A 19,736-nucleotide genomic window follows, 5' to 3' on the forward strand; every position below is an offset into this window, starting at 1 on the left:
TCCGGGTACTTCCTCGGTGCTGCCATGACTCTCATCCTCCGTGGATTGAGAGCCTCTACGGAACCCGGGGCGGTTCAGCAGCGGTACGCCGTCCGGGGGTTGACCGCGGGCTCGGTGAAGGGCTGACTCGTCAGTCGGTCTCGGTGATGACCCTGGTCAGCCCGGACGCCGAGGACATGGAGCCGGCCATCGCCAGTGCCGCCGACCAGAAGCCCCCGGGGCGTGATACGAGACGGCGAGCCGGCGCCGAGGACCCCACCGGACAGCAGTGCGACCAGCCGAACACCTCAGGGCGCGCGCGTCCGTCGGGCCGGTGGTGTCAGGTGTTCGCCCTCGCCTGCGCGGCGCGGTAGTGCCGAGCGACGACGTCAGCACCCGCCTTCGCGTACATGCAGTAGTCGGTGTCCTTCCAGGCGGCTTCCGCGGGGTAGAGGCGCGCGGGCCAGTCCCAGAGCATGAATCCGTTCACCCAGGGACGACGGGAGCATGCCGACATCATCTCGTCGAGGTAGTCGGCCTGTGCCTGCTCGCTCGGGGGGCCATCATGGGTCCAGTCGTTGGGGCGGTCCGGTGAACCCTCGCGGCTGGGGCACCCGGCCTCGATGAAGAGGAACGGCTTGCGGTGGCGGGTGACCACGGGTTCGATGCGGTCGAGCTGCTCCTCCCAGTGACCGGTGGGGTAGTAGCCGGACGCGCTGATGACGTCGACGGCGTCCCACCAGGTCAGCCGGTCCTCCTGGTACTTGTCGGCGTTGTACGTCACCAGGCCCGAGTAGACCTCTCGCACGGCGGCGACAAGATCGCGCCAGTGCTGATCCTGCGCGTCGGCCCGCACCATCTCGCACCCGATGCAGAAGAGCTCGGCACCGATCTCCTCCGCGAGTGCGGCGTGGTGCAGCACGTACTCGCGATAGGACGCGAACCACTCGCCCCAGGTCGGCTCACCAGGAACGTCAGGCTCGAGGAAGCCGATGTGGGCCCGCCAGGTCCCGTCCGCGCAGTTCACCACGGGCTTGAGGCAGATCTTGAGACCGAGCTCACGGCTGCGCGCCGCCGCCGAGCGGATCTCGTCGTCGAAGACCGTCGTGTCGCGCCACTGGATGGCCGTGGACTGCGCGGTGTCCTGCATGGCGGCGTAGGCGAGCGTGACCCAGGTGACCCCGAGCTCGACGACGGCGGTCAGCGAGGCGTCGGCCGCGGGGCCCGTCCAGCTGCCGGGGGAGCCTACCCAGCCCCAGGTCATGCCGCAGACCGGTGCGTCCAGCGCCTGCGTGGTGAGGTCATGCATCGGAAGGCCTTTCTCCCGGTGGAGTGTTCAGGAGACGGCGTCGCAACGCCGCCTCGGCAGGAACTTACGCGCTTAAGTGATTTCGCGCTAGCCTACCGCTGGTGAGCGACGACCTCCTCGGGGTGCACTACGACGGCAGCCGGCCCTGGCGCACCGTGCTGCGCCTCTACCGCCGACGCCGCGGGCGTCTGCTCGTCGCGGCGATCGCCTTTGCCTTCAAGCACTCCCCGGTGTGGGTGATGCCGGTGCTCACTGCCGAGGTCATCGACATCGTCGTGCAGCGACGCCCGCTCGAGCGGTTGTGGCTGGCCGCGGGGCTGATGGCGCTCGTGATCGTGCAGAATCTTCCCGTCGCCGTGCTGTACGTCCGACAGCTCAGCATCAGCATCCGCAGCGTCGAGACCAGCCTGCGGATGGCCCTGTGCCGACGGCTCCAGGAGCTGTCCATCGGCTACCACCGTCGGGTCAGCGCCGGCGTGCTCCAGGCGAAGATCGTGCGAGACGTCGAGAACGTCGTCGAGAGCACCCGGCAGACCTTCGACTCCGGCATGGCCGCCGTGACGACCCTCGTCGGAGCGCTTGCCCTGACGGCCGTGCGGGTCCCGGAGTTCCTGCCCGTCTTCGGGCTTGCCGTGCCGGCGTCGGCGGCGCTCGTCGTCGCGATGCGCCGCAGGATGGTCACGCGCAACGCGGAGTTCCGCACGGAGGTCGAGCGACTCTCGGCGCGGGTCAGCGAGATGACCCACCTGGTGCCCGTCACCCGTGCGCACGCGGTGGAGGAGCGGGAGCTCGACCGGATGGGCTTCACGCTCACGGGGGTGCGCGAGGCCGGGATGCGGCTGGACGTCGTCAACGGATGGTTCGGCGCCCTCGCCTGGATCACCCTGCAGCTGCTCTCGGTGGCCTGCCTGGTCGGTGCTGCCTGGGTGGCGTGGACCGGCGTGTTCGAGGTCTCACCCGGCGACGTCGTGATGCTCTCGAGCTACTTCGTCGCCCTGACCGGCTCCGTGACGCAGCTGATGACGCTCGCGCCCGTGGTGACGAAGGGGCTGGAGTCGATCAGGTCGATGGGGGAGGTGCTCACCGACGACGACCTGGAGCGGAACGAGGGCAAGCGCTCCGTCCACGAGGTTGCCGGGGCGATCACGTTCGAGCGCGTCGGGTTCGCCTACGCCGACGCCCCCGGCCGGCAGGTCGTGGCGGACCTCTCGCTGGCGGTGGAGCCCGGCGAGACCGTCGCCCTTGTCGGGGCATCGGGCTCAGGGAAGTCCACCGTCCTCAACATGGTGATCGGCTTCCTCCAGCCCCAGCAAGGACGGATCCTCCTGGATGGCGTCGACATGTCGACCCTGGACCTGCGCGGCTACCGGCAGCACCTGGCCGTGGTGCCCCAGGAGTCGCTGCTCTTCGAGGGCTCCGTCCGGGACAACGTCACCTACGGACGCACGGACATCACGGACGACGCGCTCGTCGCTGCGCTGGTCGGCGCGAACGCCCTTGCCTTCGTCGAGGAGATCGGCGGTCTCGACGCCCTGGTGGGTGAGCGGGGGGCGTCACTGTCCGGCGGACAGCGTCAGCGCATCGCGATCGCCCGAGCGCTCGTCCGGGACCCGAGCGTCCTGGTGCTCGACGAGGCGACGTCGGCCCTGGATGCCGAGTCGGAACGGCTTGTCCAGGAAGCCCTGGGCCGGCTCATGCGTGGACGGACGACGCTGGTCGTCGCGCACAGGCTGTCCACCATCCGGGGGGCCGATCGCATCGTGGTCATGGCCGGGGGCAGGGTCGTGGAGACGGGGCGGCACGCCGACCTCGTGGCGGCCGGCGGGCACTACGCGGAGATCGCGCGGATCAGCGCCGGACCGCGGTGAGCGTCACGTGCCGACCTGTGCCTTGCGGGCCTCGTACGGCCGTATCCTGCTGGGGCTGCACCAGCGACCACAGACGAGGACGGTGACGGTAATGGCGCATCGACCGGGGACCGCGCGATGAGCCCGCGTCGACCGTCCGGCCCTCGGCGCCCGACGATCGCGGACATCGCCGCCCAGGCGGGCGTGTCCGCCGGGGCCGTCTCCTACGCACTCAACGGTCGACCGGGCGTCTCGGAGGCCACCCGTGCACGGGTGCTCCAGGTCGCCGCCGAGGTGGGGTGGACACCGAACTCGGCAGCCCGCGCGCTGACCGGGGCCGGCTCGGCGACGGTCGGCATGGTCATCACCCGACCGGCCTCGGTCTTGGGCGTCGAGCCGTTCTTCATGTCCTTCGTCTCGGGCATCGAGGAAGTCCTCTCCGAGCGTGGTTTCGCTCTCCTGCTGCAAGTGACGCCCTACCTCGACCGCGAGCTGGAGACGTATCGGCGCTGGTGGTCCGAGCGGAGGGTGGACGGCGTCTTCGTCGTCGACATCCGCGTCGCCGACGACCGCATCGGGCTGCTGACGGAGCTGAGGCTCCCGGCGGTGGTGGTCGGGGACCCCGAGCACGCCGGGTCGTTGCCGTCCGTCTGGAGCGACGACGTCCGCGCCGTCGAGGAGGCGGTGCGGCACCTGGCGGAGCTCGGCCACCGTCGCCTCGCGCGGGTCGGGGGCCTGGAGAACCTCGTGCACACCCGCCTGCGCGCGGAGGCGTTCGACCGCGTCGCCCAGGAGCTGGGCCTGGACGCGGCGGTCCAGGTGAGCACGGACTACACGCTCGACGGCGGGACCGCCGCCACCCGCGCGCTGTTGACCTCCAGCGACCCGCCGACCGCCGTCGTCTTCGACAACGACCTCATGGCGTTGGGGGCCATGCACGTCGCGGGGGAGCTGGGCCTGCGGGTCCCGCAGGACCTGTCGATCCTGGCCTGGGACGACTCCCCGCTGTGCCGACTGACCAGCCCGCCGTTGAGTGCGATGAGCCGTGATGTGGCCGAGTACGGCAGGGCCGCGGCAGTCCTGCTGCTGGCCACGCTGGACGGGTCCGGACCCCGGGTGGTACGGAGCGCGGTACCGCGGCTGGTCGACCGTGGCAGCCTCGGACCGGGCCCGGCCCTCGCTGGGGTCTGATCTCGTCGTGTGACCGTCGCCACTTAAGCGGTTGATAACGATGTGGTCTCGACGCCATGGCAAGGGTTGACCGTCGCGGCCTTAAGCGGTTAAGTCTCAGTCATGTCGCACTCGCGACCCGCCGCAGCGAGGCTGTGGGCGTCGAGACGGAGAGAACAACCATGAAGAAGCGCACAGTGGCGCTCGTCGCCGCCGGCACGACCCTTCTTGCCGCGTGTGGGGGCGGCGGCGGCGAGCCCGAAGCCGGTGGTGACACTGGCGAGATCGCCGGGGACATCACCGTCCTCACCAACCGCACGGACATCGTCGACACGGTCTTCCAGGGCTACAAGGAGCAGTTCGAGTCCGAGTACCCCGACGTCACCGTCACCTTCGAGGCCATCACCGACTTCGAGGGTGAGGTCACGACCAGGATGAGCACCGCCGACTACGGCGACGTGCTCCTCATCCCGAACTCTGTCGCGCCGGCCGATCTTCCGGACTTCTTCGAGCCGCTCGGCTCCGTGGAGGAGCTCTCGGAGACCTACCGGTTCGTGACGAGCGAGCAGAACTTCGGGGGTGACGTCTACGGGATCGCCATCACCGGCAACGCCAACGGCCTGGTCTACAACAAGCGCGTCTGGGAGGAGGCAGGCGTCACCGACGCACCCGCCACCCCCGAGGAGTTCCTCGACGCGCTGCAGGCGATCGCGGACTCCACGGACGCGATCCCGCTCTACACCAACTACGCGGACGGCTGGCCGCTCTCGCAGTGGAACAGCAACCGCGGCGCGATCAAGGCCGACCCGGAGGCGCCGCACCAGATCGCGTACTCCGACACCCCGTGGGCGCAGGACGAGGAGCTCAACGTCATCGACTCGCTGCTCTTCGACGCTGTCGAGGCCGGTCTCACCGAGCCGGACCCGGTGACGACCAACTGGGAGGAGTCCAAGGTCCTGATGGGCGAGGGCAAGGTGGCCACGATGGCCCTCGGTTCGTGGGCGATCACCCAGATGCAGGAGGCGGCGAGCGACGGTGCCGACATCGGCTACCTCCCGTTCCCGTACCAGGTCGACGGTACCTTCCACTCGGTCGCGAACGGTGACTACAAGAACGCGGTCAACGTGAACTCCGACAACAAGGCAGCCGCGCTCGCGTGGTTGTACTGGTTCGCCGACGAGTCAGGCTACGCGGCCGACCAGGGCGGCATCTCGCCGCGCCTCGACGGCCCGACTCCTGACACGCTGGCCGACTTCGACACCTTCGGCGTGGAGTTCGTCGAGCTGGCGCCGGCACCGGTCGGCGAGGAGAGCCTGGTCAACGACATCGACGCCGAGGGTCAGATCGGCCTGTTCTCGCCCGAGTACAAGCAGCGGATCGTCGACGCTGCGCGGGGCGCGTCCGGCGAGACCAAGGAGCAGATCTTCGACGACCTCAACGCCCGCTGGGCGAAGGCCCGCGCGGCCGTCGCCGACTGACGCTCAGCCTGCCTCCCGCCGCGCCGATCACCGACGCGGCGGGAGGTACCGGGTCGGTCCGGCCCGGTACCTCCCGGACCCCTAAGCTTGGAGAACCACCATGTCCGGTGTGACGACCCCCACCGCGCTACCGATGAAGGTGAGCGCCGGCGGGAAGCTGGGCCGCAGGAAGGACGAGGCGCCGCAGGGGCGCCGCCGGGGGTCGCCGACGAGCCGGCTCACGCCCTACCTGTTCTTGCTGGTCCCGATCGCTCTGCTCGTGACGTTCACCTACGTCCCGATGATGAACATGTTCCAGTACTCGGTGACGGACTGGAACGGCATCAGCAAGACGCGTGACTCCGTGGGACTCGACAACTATGCCCGGATCTTCACCGACCCCGAGTACTTCCGCGTCTTCTTCGTCAGCCTCTACTACTTCGCGGCGTCCTTCATCCAGATGGCGCTCGCGCTCTACTTCGCCACCGTCCTGAGCTTCAGCACCCGGTTCCGCAACGTGTTCAAGGGGATCCTCTTCTTCCCCTACCTCCTCAACGGCGTGGCGATCGGTCTGACGTTCCTGTACTTCTTCCGCCCCGGCGGCACCCTGGACGCCTCGCTGGCCTTCGTCGGTCTGGAGAGCCTGCAGCAGCAGTGGCTCGGCGACCGGAGCCTGGTCAACGTCTCGCTGGCAGGCACCTCCGTCTGGCGCTACATGGGACTGAACTTCGTCCTCTTCCTCGGTGCGATCCAGTCGATCAACCCGAGCCTCTACGAGGCGGCCGAGCTCGACGGGGCCAACCGGTGGCACCAGTTCCGATGGCTGATCCTGCCGTCGATCAAGCCGATCATCGGTCTCTCGTTCATCCTCGCGATCTCCGGGAGCCTGTCGGTCTTCGAGATCCCGTTCATCATGACCGGCGGCGCGAACGGCTCGTCGACCTTCGTGATCCAGACGATGAACACCGCGTTCGAGTTCCGGCGCGTCGGCCTGGCATCGGCGATGGCCGTTGTCCTGCTCCTGTTCGTGCTGCTCATCACGTGGATCCAGCGGCGGATCGTGCCCGACGAGAAGGTCGACCTGACATGACCGCGACCCGAGTCCCAGAGCGGACCGGCTCCCACGAGCCGGCCAGCACCCAGCACGTGACGGAGAAGGACCGCACCGGCCGCGCCGGACGCATCGTCGCGACGGCCGCCAAGTACGCGACACTGGTTCTGGCGTGCTTCGCCTCGCTGCTGCCGATCGTTGTCATCGTCATCGCAGCTCTGAAGCCCGCAGAGGAGTTCCGCTCGAGCGGCGTGTTCGAGCTTCCTTCGGGCGTCTACCTCGGCAACTTCGTCACCGCATTCACCGACGGGCGCATGGCTCTCGGTTTCGTCCACACGGCGATCATCCTCACCGTGTCGGTCGGGGGCGCGGTCGTGATCGGGGCGATGACCGCGTACGCGGTCGACCGGTTCGAGTTCGCCGCCAAGCGGCTCGTTCTCGTCCTGTTCCTGATCGCGGTGCTCGTGCCTGGCGTGACGATGCAGGTCGCCACCTTCCAGATCGTCAACGGTCTGGGTCTGTACAACACGCTGCTCGCGCCGATCGTCCTGTTCATGGGCACCGACATCGTGTCCATCTACATCTTCCTGCAGTTCGTGCGGTCGGTCCCACGGGAGCTCGACGAGGCGGCCACTCTCGACGGCGCGAACCACTGGACGATCTTCTGGCAGATCATCTTCCCGCTGCTCAAGCCCGCGGTCGTGACGGTCGTGGTCATCAAGGGTTTCGCCGCCTACAACGAGTTCTACATCCCGCACCTGTACATGCCGTCGCGTGAGCTGCCGGTGCTGTCGACCTCGCTGTTCCGGTTCATGGGCCCGTATGGAAGCCAGTGGGAGATCATCGCGGCCGGCGTGCTCATCGTGATCATCCCGACGCTCGTCGTCTTCCTCATGCTCCAGCGCTACATCTACAACGGCTTCACCTCGGGCGCGTCCAAGTAGCGCCTGCGGCGCCCGGTCCGACCGATCGCTGCCCCCGCCGGGCGGGGGCGTCGGAAGACACCCGATCCATCCAGTACCCGTCTCCGGCGCCTCGCGCGTCGCAACCAGAGTCGAAGGACGATCATGACCACCACCGCTCCGCGACCCAGCGACGTCGTCGTTGGCCCCCAGCTCACGACGGTCGCCGACTGGACGTTGCGCGTCCGCGGGCCGCTCGACACCGTGCCCGAGAGCTTGCGCCCACGGTTGGCCCGCGGGCTTGCCGTCACCACACCGGTGACGGCACTGGGTGCGCTCGTCGCGGCGGGCCTGGTCCCCGACGTGACAGTCGACGCGCGGGAGGCGGAGGTCCAGTGGGTCGCGGCGACCGCGTGGGAGCTGCGCACCACCGTGGCGCGCCCGACGACCGGCGCGGCTGCGCGGCTCGTGCTGCACGGTGTGGACACGGTCGGCCGGGTCGTGGTCGACGGCGTGGTGCGTGCCGAGGTCGAGAACATGTTCGTGCGGCACGAGGTCGAGCTCGACCTCGTCGCCCCTGTCGCGGCCGACCACAACGGCGAGCCGGCGTGGGACGTGCGGGTCGAGCTCGACCCCGTCCTGCCGGTCGCAACGGCCGCGGAGGCCGAGAACCCGCTGCCCCGCCCGCTGATGTACGTCCTGCCCTACAACCAGGTACGCAAGATGGCCTGCTCCTTCGGCTGGGACTGGGGTCCCGTGACGATGGCGGCCGGCCTCTGGCGTCCGGTCGACCTGGAGGTCTGGGACGGGCCGCGGTGGCAGGACGTGCTCCTTTCCACGGGCTGGACGGGGACCCACGGGACGCTCACCCTCTCGGCAACAGCGACCGACGGCGCCTCGACGGCCCAGGTCCGCGTGCGGGCGGCGGGCGAGACCGCTGCCGGCCGCGTCGTCGGCACGCTGCCGGTGGTCGACAGCGCGGTCGCGGGAGAGGTCCCCGTCCCCGACGTGCTGCCGTGGCACCCGGTCGGATCGGGCGACCAGCCGCTGTACGACGTCACGGTGGAGCTCCTGGGTGAGACCGGTGAGGTGCTCGACCGGCAGGAACGCCGGACCGGCTTCCGCACGGTGACCCTGCGCCAGGACTCCGACGCGCAGGGGCGCAGCTTTGAGATCCACGTCAACGGCCGGCGCATCTGGGCGCGGGGCTACAACTGGATCCCGCCGCACGTCCTCCCGGAGGTCGTGACGAAGGACTGGATCCGCCACCTCGTCGGCGAGGCGGTCGACAGCGGGGCCAACATCCTGCGTGTCTGGGGGGGTGGCGTCGTCGAGTCCCCCGACTTCTACGACGTCTGCGACGAGCTCGGGGTCATGGTCTGGCAGGACTTCCAGTTCGCGTGCGCGCCGTACCCCGAGGACGAGGTGACGCGTGCGCACGTCGCCGACGAGGTGCGCGAGGCCGTCCGCAGTGTCGGGCACCGGGTGTCCCTCGTCCTGTGGTGCGGGTGCAACGAGAACCTCTGGGGCTACGTCGACTGGGGATGGCAGGAGATCCTCGCGGACCGCCCCTGGGGCGACGTCTACTACTACGACGTCATCCCGGGGATCCTCGGTGAGCTGGACCCGGCACGGCCGTACATCCCGGGTTCGCCCTTCTCCCCGGACCCGACCCTGCACCCGAACGACCCGACGCAGGGCACCACGCACCACTGGGACACCTGGAACGCGCTGGACTACACCGCGTTCGACGGGAAGACCACCCGCTTCGCGGCGGAGTTCGGCTGGCAGGGGCCAGCGTCCTGGCCGGTGCTCGTGCGTGGGCTCGGCGGTGAGCCGACGGGTCTGCACGACCCGAAGCTGCTGCGCCTGCAGAAGGCCGAGCGCGGCACCGAGAGCCTCGTGCGCGGCATCGAGGCACACGTCCCGGACGTGACCGACGGCCGCTCGTGGTTCCTCGCCGCCCAGCTGGTCCAGGCGCGCGCGGTCCGCGCCTCGATCGGCCGCTTCCGCTCGTTGCACGACGCGTGCTCCGGAGCGATCTGGTGGCAGCTGGACGACGACTGGCCCGCGCTGTCCTGGTCCGTCCTGGACGTCGCCGGACGCCGCAAGCTCTCGTGGTACGCGATGCGGGAGGTGCTCTCGCCCCGCGCGGTGCTGCCGACCGCCCCCGACGAGGCTGCCGCGCTCACGTTGGTCAACGACACGGACGAGGCGTGGGAGACGATCGTCCTCGTCACCGCGGTGTCGCTCACCACCGGTGCTCTGGGGCGCCGCGAGGGCGCTGTCGTCGTCCCGGCCCAGGGGCACGCCGTCGTGCGGTACGACGACGCGCTGCCGGAGGGCACGGACGCCGTCGTCGTGGACGCCGGGGGGCTCCGCTCGGCGCGCTGGCTGCGGCCGGACCTCGATCTGGGCGCGCCGTCGGCTACGGCGACCCTGCGGGTCCGCTCGCGCACAGCGAGCACCGGGACCGTCAGCGGCGAGCCCGGCACCGTCGAGCTCGAGGTGCGCGCAGGCACGGTCGTGCGTGACCTCGTCCTGCTCGCCGAGACGGACCCGCGCCTCGCGGACGTCGTCGTCGACGCGCAGCTCATCACCCTGCTGCCGGACGAGACCGTGACGTTCACGGTCCGCGGGCAGCAGGTCACGGAGATCCCGGACGCGGACTGGGCTGGGCTGCTCGCTCTCGCCGGTCCGCTGGAGGTGTCTGTCCAGCAGCTGTGAGGGAGACCTCGCACCGGGGCTCGGCGTCGTCGAGCCGCACCGCTCCGACAACGACGTCCGACGGAGGACAACGATGCGACCAGTGCACGGAAGACGAACGAGCGGCTTGCTCGCCGGGCTCCTGGCAGGGGCCCTCATGGCGAGCGGGTCACCCGCCCTCGCCGCGGAGGGTCCCCTGCGGATCGTGGACGCCGAGGCGAACGGCCCCACCGCGTCGCTCTTCGCCACGCTGCTGGACCTCGACGACGGCGGGATCCTGTTCGGCCATCAGTACCCGACCCAGCAGGGCATCACCTTCGACACCGCGGACGGCAGCGCCTCCGACGTGCTCGCGGGGATCGGAGACCACCCGGCCGTCTTCGGCTGGGACTCGCTGATCCTCGAGGGGCGTGAGGCGCCCGGGATCGGCACGCTCGCGACCCATGGCGAGCAGAACGCGCGGACGTGGGGCGCGGCGATGGCGCAGGCGCACCAGCTGGGCGCGATCAACACGATCAGCATGCACCCGAGCAACTTCGTCACCGGCGGGAACTACGACGACACCCGCGGCGGTGTCGTCACCGAGATCCTTCCCGGTGGCTCGAAGAACGCCGAGTTCCTGGCGTACCTCGACCTCGTCGCGCTCGCTCTGAACGAGGCGGACGACCTGGGTGGCGGGGTGCCGGTCGTCTTCCGGCCGTTCCACGAGAACACCGGCTCGTGGTTCTGGTGGGGCGCCGGCCACGCGACGACCGGCGAGTTCAAGGAGCTCTTCCGGTACACGGTCGAGCACCTGCGCGACTCCCGGGGCGTGGACAATGCTCTCTACTCGTTCTCCCCGAACGGATCCTTCGGTGGGAACCCCGCCCGTTACCTCGAGACCTACCCTGGCGACGAGTGGGTCGACGTCCTCGGGTACGACCTCTACGAGGGAAGTGACGACGCCGACACCTCCGACGCCTTCATCTCCCGCCTCGTCACGGACCTGGAGATGCTGACCGAGCTCGGCCAGGCGCGAGGCAAGCCGACGGCCCTGACGGAGTTCGGCCGCAACGGCGCCCGGACCATCCGCGAGACGGGCAACAAGAGCCTGACCTACTACAGCGACCTCATCGAGGGCATCGCGGCGAGCCCGACGGCGAGCCGTATCAGCTACGCGCTGACCTGGGCGAACTGGGGGCTCGACCAGTTCTACATCCCCTACCCCGCGCACGGTGAGCGCGCCGAGCACGAGATGTTCGGCGACTTCGTGGCTTTCGCGGAGCACCCGCTGACGCTGTTCGCCGACGACATCCCCGCCGACGCCCTGACGCGCGACGTCATCGTGGCGCCGGCGCTGTCGACGGCCCGCATCGCCTCGCCGGCGGACGGGATACGGGTCGAGACGACCTCGACGATGCTCCGGGTCCGAACGACCGGCTCGGCGCCGACGTCGGTCACGGTGGCCGCCGACTCCGGCGGGGATCCCGTCGTGCTGAGCGACGACGACGGTGACGGCTGGTGGACGGGCACGTGGACGGTGGCCGAGGACCAGCTGACGGACCAGGCGGTGACGCTGACGGCAACCGTCACCTCCGCGGGTGGCTCGACGCAGGAGGCGACCTCCCGGGTGATCCTCGGGGCCGAGCGCGTCCTGCCGGTCGGGGTCGTGGACGACTTCGAGGGCTACGCCGACGACGCCGCACTGCGAGCGGGGTTCGCGTACAACAACGCCGCAGGGTCCGACCTGTCCCTGGTGACCGACTCGCGTGACCCGGACGGCTCGGCTGCCCGCTTCGCGTACGACTTCACGTCCCGCGACTACGGGGGCTTCGGGAAGACGTTCGACCCCCAGGACTGGTCCGGTTTCAACCTCATGGAGCTGTGGCTCGAGCCAGACGGCTCGGACCAGCTGCTCGTCCTGCAGATCAAGGCCGGTGGACGCACGTTCGAGGCCTACCCGTCGCTGGCGGGCACCGATCCGGGGCAGGTGTCGATCCCATTCGTTGACTTCCGTCCGCCGGCGTGGGACACCGCGAACGCCGACGTGCGTCTCACCAGGGCCATGCTCGCTGAGGTCACGGAGGCGTGGGTCTACCTCAACAGCGTCGGTGAGCGGCGTTCCGGGGCGATCGTGCTGGACGACTACCAGGCCGTCGCGGGCGAGGGTCCGCAGGTCCCGGGCGATGAGCCCGCTCCGGTCGCCCCGCAGGTAGTGGACGACTTCGAGTCGTACGGGACGGACGACGAGCTGCGTTCCGTCTGGAACCGCAGGGAAGACGGCGCGCAGCTGTCGCTTCTTCCGGACGGCGGTTCCGAAGGGTCGCAGGCGGCCACCTGGGACTACGCCTTCGAGACGAGGGACTACGTAGGGGTCGGGCGGTCCGTCACGGGTGACTGGCGCGAGCTGGACCGGCTCGTGATGCTCGTGACGCCGGACGGCTCGGATCCGCGCCTGACGGTGCAGCTCAACGCCGGAGGGGTCGTGTACGAGGCGGCCCTCGTCCTGGAGGGCACCGAGCCGCGGACGGTCGAGGTGCTGTTCGCCGACGCCGCTCCCGCGGGATACCAGGGCCTTCCGGCCGACCGCCGCGCGAGCGCGACAGAGCTGGTGAGCGTCACCGAGGTGACGTTCTTCGTCGGCGGGACACTGGGCAGCGCCGGGCGGCTCGTCGTCGACGACGTCCGGGCGCAGCTCGGTGCGACTGTTGCTCCGGGCCAACCGACGGGTCCGACAACACCCCAGCTGGTCGACGACTTCGAGTCGTACACGACCGACGGAGAGCTGCAGGCGGCGTGGGACCGGCGGGACGACGAGGCTGGGCTGTCCCTGCTGGCCGACGGCGGCTCGAGCGGGTCTCGGGCCGCGGCCTGGGCGTTCGACTTCACGGACCGGAACTACGCCGGGATCGCGAAGGCCGTCATCGGTGACTGGAGCGGTCTGGACCGGATCGCGCTCCTGGCCACATCCGATGGCTCGAACCCGCGGGTGACCGTGCAGTTCAATGCCGGCGGGGTCGTGTACGAGGGCACCGTCGCCCTGGAGGGCACCGAGCCGCGGACGGTCGAGGTGCTGTTCGCCGACGCCGCCCCGGCCGGGTACCAGGGGCTGCCGGCCGACCGCCGCGCGAGCGCCGCGGAGCTGGCGGGCGTCACCGAGGTCGCACTGTTCCTCGGTGACGACGCAGGTGCGGCCGGGGTCGTCGTGCTCGATGACATCCGCGCCCAGCTCGGGGCCTCGCCCACCGACCCGGTGGACCCGGTGGACCCGGTGGACCCGGTGGTTCCGGTAGACCCGGCAGATCCGGCAGAGTCGCCGAGCAAGGGGTCCGGGTGGACCGGTTCGCTGGGCGACACGGGCAGGGACCTTCGCGCTGCCTTGCTCGCGTTGGTCCTCACCGGCAGCGGCGCCTTGCTGGTCGCGGTGGCTCGACGTCGACGAGCCGGCCTCGAGGCCCCGCTGAGGGTGGTCTGATCGGCTGACGCGGCACATGTCGCGGGCCCCGCGCGGTCCTCGGACCGACGCGGGGCCCGCGCTCCGACTGCTCGACCTCGCAGAAGCCCGACCCCGGTCACCACGACGAACAAGATCGAGAACTACACCACCCCAAGGGACGTCACCCTCGTGGTCTCCACGTCCAGCCGGCGCCCGTCCGAGGCGCTCGGTGAGGTCTGGGCGGCACCACCCGCCGCGTGCCGGACGGCGTGGGCGTCACCTCGGTCTGATCATGACCTCGACCGAGCCCAGCACCCGCCCGTTGACCTGGAGCTCCACCCGGTGCGGCCCGGGGCGGATCGTGCGGATCGAGACGTGGTCGAACCGGTGCCGTTTGGTCACCGTGACCTGGTCGCCGGCGGGCAGGTGACGGCTCGTCAGCTTGAACACCTTGCCCGGTCGCGGCCCCCGGGCGCCCTGGTAGTGCACGAGGTAGTCGATGGCGGCCCGGGTGTCGTCGGCCGCGCTCAGCGTCGCGGTCAGGGTGACCTCGTCGCCGATGGCGATCACGTCTGGGCTCACCGTGAGGTCGACCAGCGTGACCGTCGTGGAGTGGCCGTACCCGAGCAGGGCCAGCGCCCGCGGGTCACCGCGCTTGATCAGGGTGCGCAGCCCGTGCCGGACCACGCCGTCGCCGTGGCTGGACGCTGCCAGCCACCGCTCGGCGCAGGCCAGGGCGAGGTCGGGATGGTCCTTGCTGATGTCGTTGAGATGGTTGGCCACCGACCGCCGGACGTACGCCGACTCGTCGTCGAAGAGCCGCTCGAGCAGCGCGACGGCCGGCGTCGGGTCGGTGATCAGCCCGCGCAGCACGGGCGCCCACGGCAGCCGGGGCCGGGTGCCCTCCGACACCAGACGGCGGACGTGCTCGTCCGGGTGAGCGGCCCACTGGTGGAGGTACCGGAAGGTCACCTCGGGGTGACGGGCGATGAAGGCGCGGATCGGGAACTCGCTGGAGGACCTCCTGGTCAGTCGAGCCAGGAGCGGCAGCGCGATGTCGGGGTCGTCGATGCCCTGCTGGGCGACGAGCTGCCCGCAGGGCCAGATCATCCAGCCGGTGAACGTCGGCGACTCCAGGGCCCGGTCCAGCACGGCCGCGGCCTCGGGGAAGGTCGGCGGGAGGCAGAGCGCCAACGCGTCGGCGAGGTGTGCTGCCCGGGCCTTGAGCTCGAGCACCTCCAGGCCCGAGGTCGCGGCGTGCGACCAGGTCTCGAGGGGGAAGTCGGTCCAGGCGTTCTGCAGCTCCGAGCCGAGGGCCTGGGCCAGCGCGGGCGAGAGCTCGTCCTTGAAGTCGGCCATCAGGGGGTGGCTGTCGCTCGGGCCGGGGGTTCGTCTCGCACCCGTCCATCATGCCTCGGAGATCGCCTCGGCCCCCCGCGCCCGCTTCTCGGGAGGCCGTCAGCCCGCCCTGCCGGTCCAGTGCAGGGCTGCGGTGACCCTCGGGTTGAGCGTGGGGTCGGCACGGTCCAGGTCGAGCTTGGCGAACAGGTGCGAGACATGGCACTCGACGGTCCGTGGGCTCAGCGAGAGCAACCTGGCGATCCCGGCGTTCGACAGCCCGCTGGCGAGCAGGGCGTACACGGCACGCTCGGTCGCCGTCAGGGCGGGCTGAGCGACGGCGGGAGCGCCGAGGGTGGCGAGCCACCCGATCACCTGGGACACCGTCGCCGCCTGGGAGATGCTCGTGGCGAGAGGCAGCACGTCCACGCGGCGCGGGGCGATCGCGTCGGTGAGCGCCTCGCGCCAGTGGTCGGGTTCGTCAGTGAGCACCAGGACGCCCGCACCGCCTACCGCGAGGTCTCCCAGCGCGTCAGGGTCGGGGCTCGTACCCGGCGCCACCACCACGACGGCATGGTGGTCGCCGTCGAGCTCGTCGGCCGTGGCGGACTCTGCTGCGACCGGCACGCCACGGTCACGCAGCTGGAGCACGACGCCGTGCCGCAGCAGCGGGATCCGTCCGACCACAGCCAGTCGCATGAGGTCCCCCAGGGTCCTGACCTGTCCCATGGTGCTCCTGACGTGGCGTCCAGGACCAGTCCCATCTCAGTGTTTGCACCGATGACACCCGGCGGGCCGCGTGCCAGTTTCGGAGCAGGCGGACGCAGTGGTCGCCCTGAACGAGGAGGTGCCAGGTGGCACCAGGACCCAGACGTGATCCCGACGACCGGCCGGTACGCCGGCCGCCGGATCCGGACGGCCGGCTCGACGTCCGCCTGATCCGGCCCGAGGACCTCCTGGACCTGCGACTGTCGGCCGTCGACTGCACCGTCGAGGACGGCGTCGCTGGCCAGGTCCTCGTCGGCCATGGCCAGGACGCACGTCTGGTCGTGCACCTGCCGCCGCAGCACGTGGGCGAGCGCGCCTGGTGGGAAGGAGGGTCGGCCGGTGCGGTCTCGGCACACCGCGTGGCCGCGGCGAGCCGCCTGGTCTTCGCGGTGGGGGACGGCCAGAACGTGCCGTTCACGCTCGAGGGTGTGCTCGGGGCGCTGCCGACCTTGCCGCTGCGGGTCTCACCGCACGCCGAGCCGGCTGGTACGGCCGGCGAGAGGGCGCCGAGCTGGCCGGGTGGCGTGCTCGTCGGCGACTGGGTCGAGCAGCTCACGGCCGGAGCGCACGTCGCCGATCTGATCCTCGGCGGCAGCGGCAGCAGGCGGCTGGCCGGTGCCGGGGGTGACGTGCTCGCCCACGTCCGTGCCGCGCGGGTCCTGCGCGGGTGGGCGCCGCCGAGAGATCTCGTCTCCGGGGTCGGCGTGCACCGCGTCGGCGAGCTCACGGGCGGGTTGGGCGGGTTGCTCGGACGCGGCGTCAGGCCGGGTGTCGACCGTGGTCCGGGGGGCTTGGGTGACATCCTCAACCCCGGTGGAGGGACGGGCCCCGTCGTGCGGGACCGCCCACGCCCACCGCGCGACGACGAGACGGCTCTCGAGGTGCCGTACCGGGTGACGGTCTCGCCCAGCGCCCTGGGGGCGTTCACCCACTCGGTCGCCCCGGTGCGCTCGGTCGAGGACCCGCAGCGCACCGAGCTGTGGCGCACCCACCTGACCGTCCGGACCACCGACGACGAGGGTGCCTTCGTCGGTCATGACCCGACCGACGACGCCCAGCGGGTCGTCCGTGCGATCTGGTCGCGCGACCTGGACGCGATCGATGCCTCGTCCGCCACCGATCCCGCACCGCTGGCGCCCCAGTCGCTCGCCCCTGCCCACCGTCGCGCCCTGGTGCGACAGACCGCCGACCCGCGCGTCGCGGCACGCCGGCCGTTGTCGGTGCGTTCCTTCGCGCTGTCGAGCCTCGGGGCGTGGGTGGACTGGCAGGGTTCGTGGGACACCGTGGCGCTCGGGGCCCCGCAAGGCGGGGGGAACCTCGTCCAGCTGCTCGAGTCCTACCGGCACCAGGCGGTCATGGGCCGGGACTCCTACGTCCGGGTGACCATCCCCGGGTTCCTGTTCCCGTTCGGTCACCGGGCGGTGTGGGTGCAGGTCACCGAGCGCAAGGTGCGCGACCGGTCCCAGGGAACCGCGTACCTCTGGCAGCGGTTCTTCATCATCGTGCGTGAACCCACCCGTACCTACACCGGCCACGACACCCCGCTGACCCGGGTGACGCTCGAACCGCTCGTGACCCCCGACCTGGACCCGGCGCCGGACGGCGACGCCGGCGGCCCGTTCGCCCCGTTCGTGCCGCACCGCGGCGGCAAGCCCTTCGAGTTCTCCCTGGTCAGCGTCGACCAGGGTGGGGGAGCGTCGACGTACGGCGCAGGGCTCCTGTTCGTGCCGCAGGTCTGGGTCGAGCACACCGACGACGCGACCGCAGCCGCGCAGACCGAGCTGCTCTACGGTCCGGTGCGATCGATCGACGCACGCGGTCAGCAGGTCACCGTCGCCCGGCCGGCCGTCGCCGGCGACACGACCCTCGACGTCGACGAGCTGCGCTTCAGCGGCGAGGTGCAACGCGCGACGCTGTCCAGCCGGCCCTACCTGTCCCGGATGCGAGCCGTGGTGCCCTCGATGCGGCACCTGGCCCCGCACGCGCCCGGCGTGGAGCTGGTGTACCCGCCGCACTTCCTCGCCGCCGGTGACGGCGGCTTCGGTGGCGGCAACCCCGGTGAGGTCTTCCTCGCGCTCGCCGGGGCGCCTCCGGTGATCGACTTCTCCGGCGGGTCGGACTCCTCGGGCGGCTTCCTGGCGCCGAACATGGCGGTCGCCGCGCTGTCGAGGGCCTTCGGGGCGGTCGGGGACGACGGCGCCCAGCCCCAGGGGCTGTCGCAGGGAGACTTCGACCCGACGACGTTTCTCGCCGGTGCGCTGCCCAAGCTGTTCGGTCTGTTCTCGCTGGTCGACGTGCTCGACGCACTCGGTCTCGACGGCGTCCCGGAGTTCGTCACCGAGGCGTTGGACACCGTCAGCGCGATCGTCACGGAGGCCGACCGGCTGCGGGGCGCCGCTGCCGGCGCGGACCAGCGACTCCTCGACGAGATCGCCGGGGCGGCGCACGACGGTGCCGCGGCCGGCATCGAGTCGGCGCGTGCCCAGCTCGCGGCCGCGACCGGACCGCTGCTCGACCACCTGGACACGCTGACCGCAGCCGTGCAGGCGCTGCCGGGCGCCGGCGACCCCGGGACCGCCGTCGGCGCCGTGACCGACGCGCTGGCCGCGGTCGTCACCGACGTCGACCTCCTTCTGGGGGCTTCAGCGGCACCAGCCCTGCCCTCGCACCTGCGCGCCGCCCTCGAACGGCCGGCCAAGGCCCTGCGGACGCTGGCCGCTGCTGCCGAGACCGTCCAGGCCCTGGCCGACCTGGTCGAGGACCTGCTCAGCCCGGCGACCGCGGTCACCGCACGGTTCGAGTGGGCACCGAAGATCGTGGGCTGGCCGGCGGGCGCGGAGGTGTTCGTGCCGCACCAGGACCGTGGGCTGCGCCTGGCCGTCGAGGTTCGGTCCTCGGCCACGACACCGCCGGTCGTCGACGTCTCGGCCGAGATCGTCGACTTCTCGCTCGTGCTGCTGCCGGGTGAGCCGTTGATGGGCATGCGCTTCCAGCGGATCGGCTTCCGCTCAGGGTCGACGTCCAAACCGGTGGTCGACGTCGTCTTCGGCGGGATCGAGTTCCTCGGACCCCTGGCGTTCGTCGACACGCTGCGGCGGATGATCCCGTTCGACGGCTTCGCCGACCCTCCGTACGTCGACGTGTCGCCCGAGGGCGTCACCGCTGGCTTCGACCTCGCGCTGCCGAACGTGTCGGTGGGGGTCTTCAGCCTCGAGAACATCGCACTCGGCGCCGACGCCCGCGTGCCGTTCCTGGGCGACGCCGTCACCGTCGGCTTCGGCTTCTGCTCCAAGGAGTCGCCGTTCCGGCTCACCGTGATGATGATCGGCGGTGGGGGATGGGTCGCGCTTCGGGCCTCGCCCAAGGGCCTGGTGCTGCTCGAGGTAGGGCTCGAGGCTGCCGCCTCGCTGTCGATCGACCTGGGGGTCGCGTCCGGGTCGGTCTCGATCTCGGTGGGTGTCTACCTGCGCCTCGAGGCCGACAAGGGGTCCCTGACCGGGTACTTCCGGATCCGTGGCCAGGTCGACGTGCTGGGCCTGATCTCGGCCTCGATCACCCTCGAGCTCTCGCTCACCTACCACTTCGACTCGGGCAAGCTCATCGGCCGCGCGTCCTTGGTGGTCGAGGTCGAGGTGCTGTTCTTCTCCGCCTCGGTCGAGATCACCTGCGAGCGGCAGCTCGCCGGATCGAAGGGTGATCCGGTTCTCGCGGACATCATGCCGCCGGTCGACGGCGCCAACCCGGACTGGTCGCTGTACTGCGAAGCCTTCGCGGCGATCGCCTGAGGAGACCCG

11 protein-coding genes are annotated in these 19,736 nt (G+C 70.8%); 8 read left to right on the plus strand and 3 right to left on the minus strand.

Annotated elements, in window-relative coordinates; genetic code table 11:
• Positions 1-319 precede the first annotated feature (319 nt).
• Positions 320-1,288, minus strand: a complete 969-nt coding sequence (locus tag M1R94_RS15075; protein WP_249382540.1) for a glycoside hydrolase family 113 — start codon at positions 1,286-1,288, stop codon at positions 320-322.
• A gap of 101 nt (positions 1,289-1,389) precedes the next feature.
• Here M1R94_RS15075 and M1R94_RS15080 point away from each other — a divergent pair, with 101 nt between their 5' ends.
• From M1R94_RS15080 to M1R94_RS15110, 7 genes are all read left to right on the plus strand, one after another.
• On the plus strand, positions 1,390-3,156 hold the full coding sequence (locus M1R94_RS15080) for an ABC transporter ATP-binding protein (RefSeq protein WP_249382541.1): 1,767 nt from the start codon (positions 1,390-1,392) through the stop codon (positions 3,154-3,156).
• A 117-nt stretch (positions 3,157-3,273) separates the two neighbouring features.
• On the plus strand, positions 3,274-4,326 hold the full coding sequence (locus M1R94_RS15085; RefSeq protein ID WP_249382542.1) for a LacI family DNA-binding transcriptional regulator: 1,053 nt from the start codon (positions 3,274-3,276) through the stop codon (positions 4,324-4,326).
• 161 nt (positions 4,327-4,487) lie between these two features.
• A complete protein-coding gene (locus tag M1R94_RS15090) occupies positions 4,488-5,783 on the plus strand; it encodes an ABC transporter substrate-binding protein (protein ID WP_249382543.1) in 1,296 nt (431 codons plus the stop codon).
• A gap of 133 nt (positions 5,784-5,916) precedes the next feature.
• Positions 5,917-6,852, plus strand: a complete 936-nt coding sequence (locus M1R94_RS15095) for a carbohydrate ABC transporter permease (protein ID WP_283253482.1) — start codon at positions 5,917-5,919, stop codon at positions 6,850-6,852.
• Entirely contained in the window at positions 6,849-7,757 is a 909-nt protein-coding gene (locus M1R94_RS15100; protein ID WP_249382545.1) for a carbohydrate ABC transporter permease, read from the plus strand. The genes M1R94_RS15095 and M1R94_RS15100 overlap by 4 nt, the downstream gene beginning before the upstream one ends.
• 123 nt (positions 7,758-7,880) lie before the next feature.
• Positions 7,881-10,442 (plus strand): glycosyl hydrolase 2 galactose-binding domain-containing protein, encoded by a 2,562-nt coding sequence (locus M1R94_RS15105; protein ID WP_249382546.1) that lies wholly within the window; start codon positions 7,881-7,883, stop codon positions 10,440-10,442.
• 73 nt (positions 10,443-10,515) lie between these two features.
• Positions 10,516-13,875, plus strand: coding sequence for a glycosyl hydrolase (locus M1R94_RS15110; protein ID WP_249382547.1), 3,360 nt, complete (start codon positions 10,516-10,518; stop codon positions 13,873-13,875).
• Positions 13,876-14,112: 237 nt separating this feature from the next.
• On the opposite strand, the gene M1R94_RS15115 is transcribed toward M1R94_RS15110, so the two are convergent.
• Together M1R94_RS15115 and M1R94_RS15120 are read right to left on the minus strand one after the other, a co-directional pair.
• Entirely contained in the window at positions 14,113-15,195 is a 1,083-nt protein-coding gene (locus M1R94_RS15115) for a DNA alkylation repair protein (RefSeq protein ID WP_249382548.1), read from the minus strand.
• A gap of 99 nt (positions 15,196-15,294) precedes the next feature.
• A complete protein-coding gene (locus tag M1R94_RS15120) occupies positions 15,295-15,903 on the minus strand; it encodes a helix-turn-helix transcriptional regulator (RefSeq protein ID WP_249382549.1) in 609 nt (202 codons plus the stop codon).
• A 125-nt stretch (positions 15,904-16,028) separates the two neighbouring features.
• Between M1R94_RS15120 and M1R94_RS15125 the strand changes: the two genes are divergently transcribed.
• Positions 16,029-19,727 carry a hypothetical protein gene (locus M1R94_RS15125; protein WP_249382550.1) on the plus strand — a complete coding sequence of 1,233 codons (3,699 nt, stop codon included), beginning with the start codon at positions 16,029-16,031 and terminating at the stop codon, positions 19,725-19,727.
• The last annotated feature ends 9 nt before the right edge of the window (positions 19,728-19,736 follow it).

The sequence above is a fragment of the Actinotalea alkalitolerans genome (assembly GCF_023369855.1).
Taxonomy (GTDB): Bacteria; Actinomycetota; Actinomycetes; order Actinomycetales; family Cellulomonadaceae; genus Actinotalea.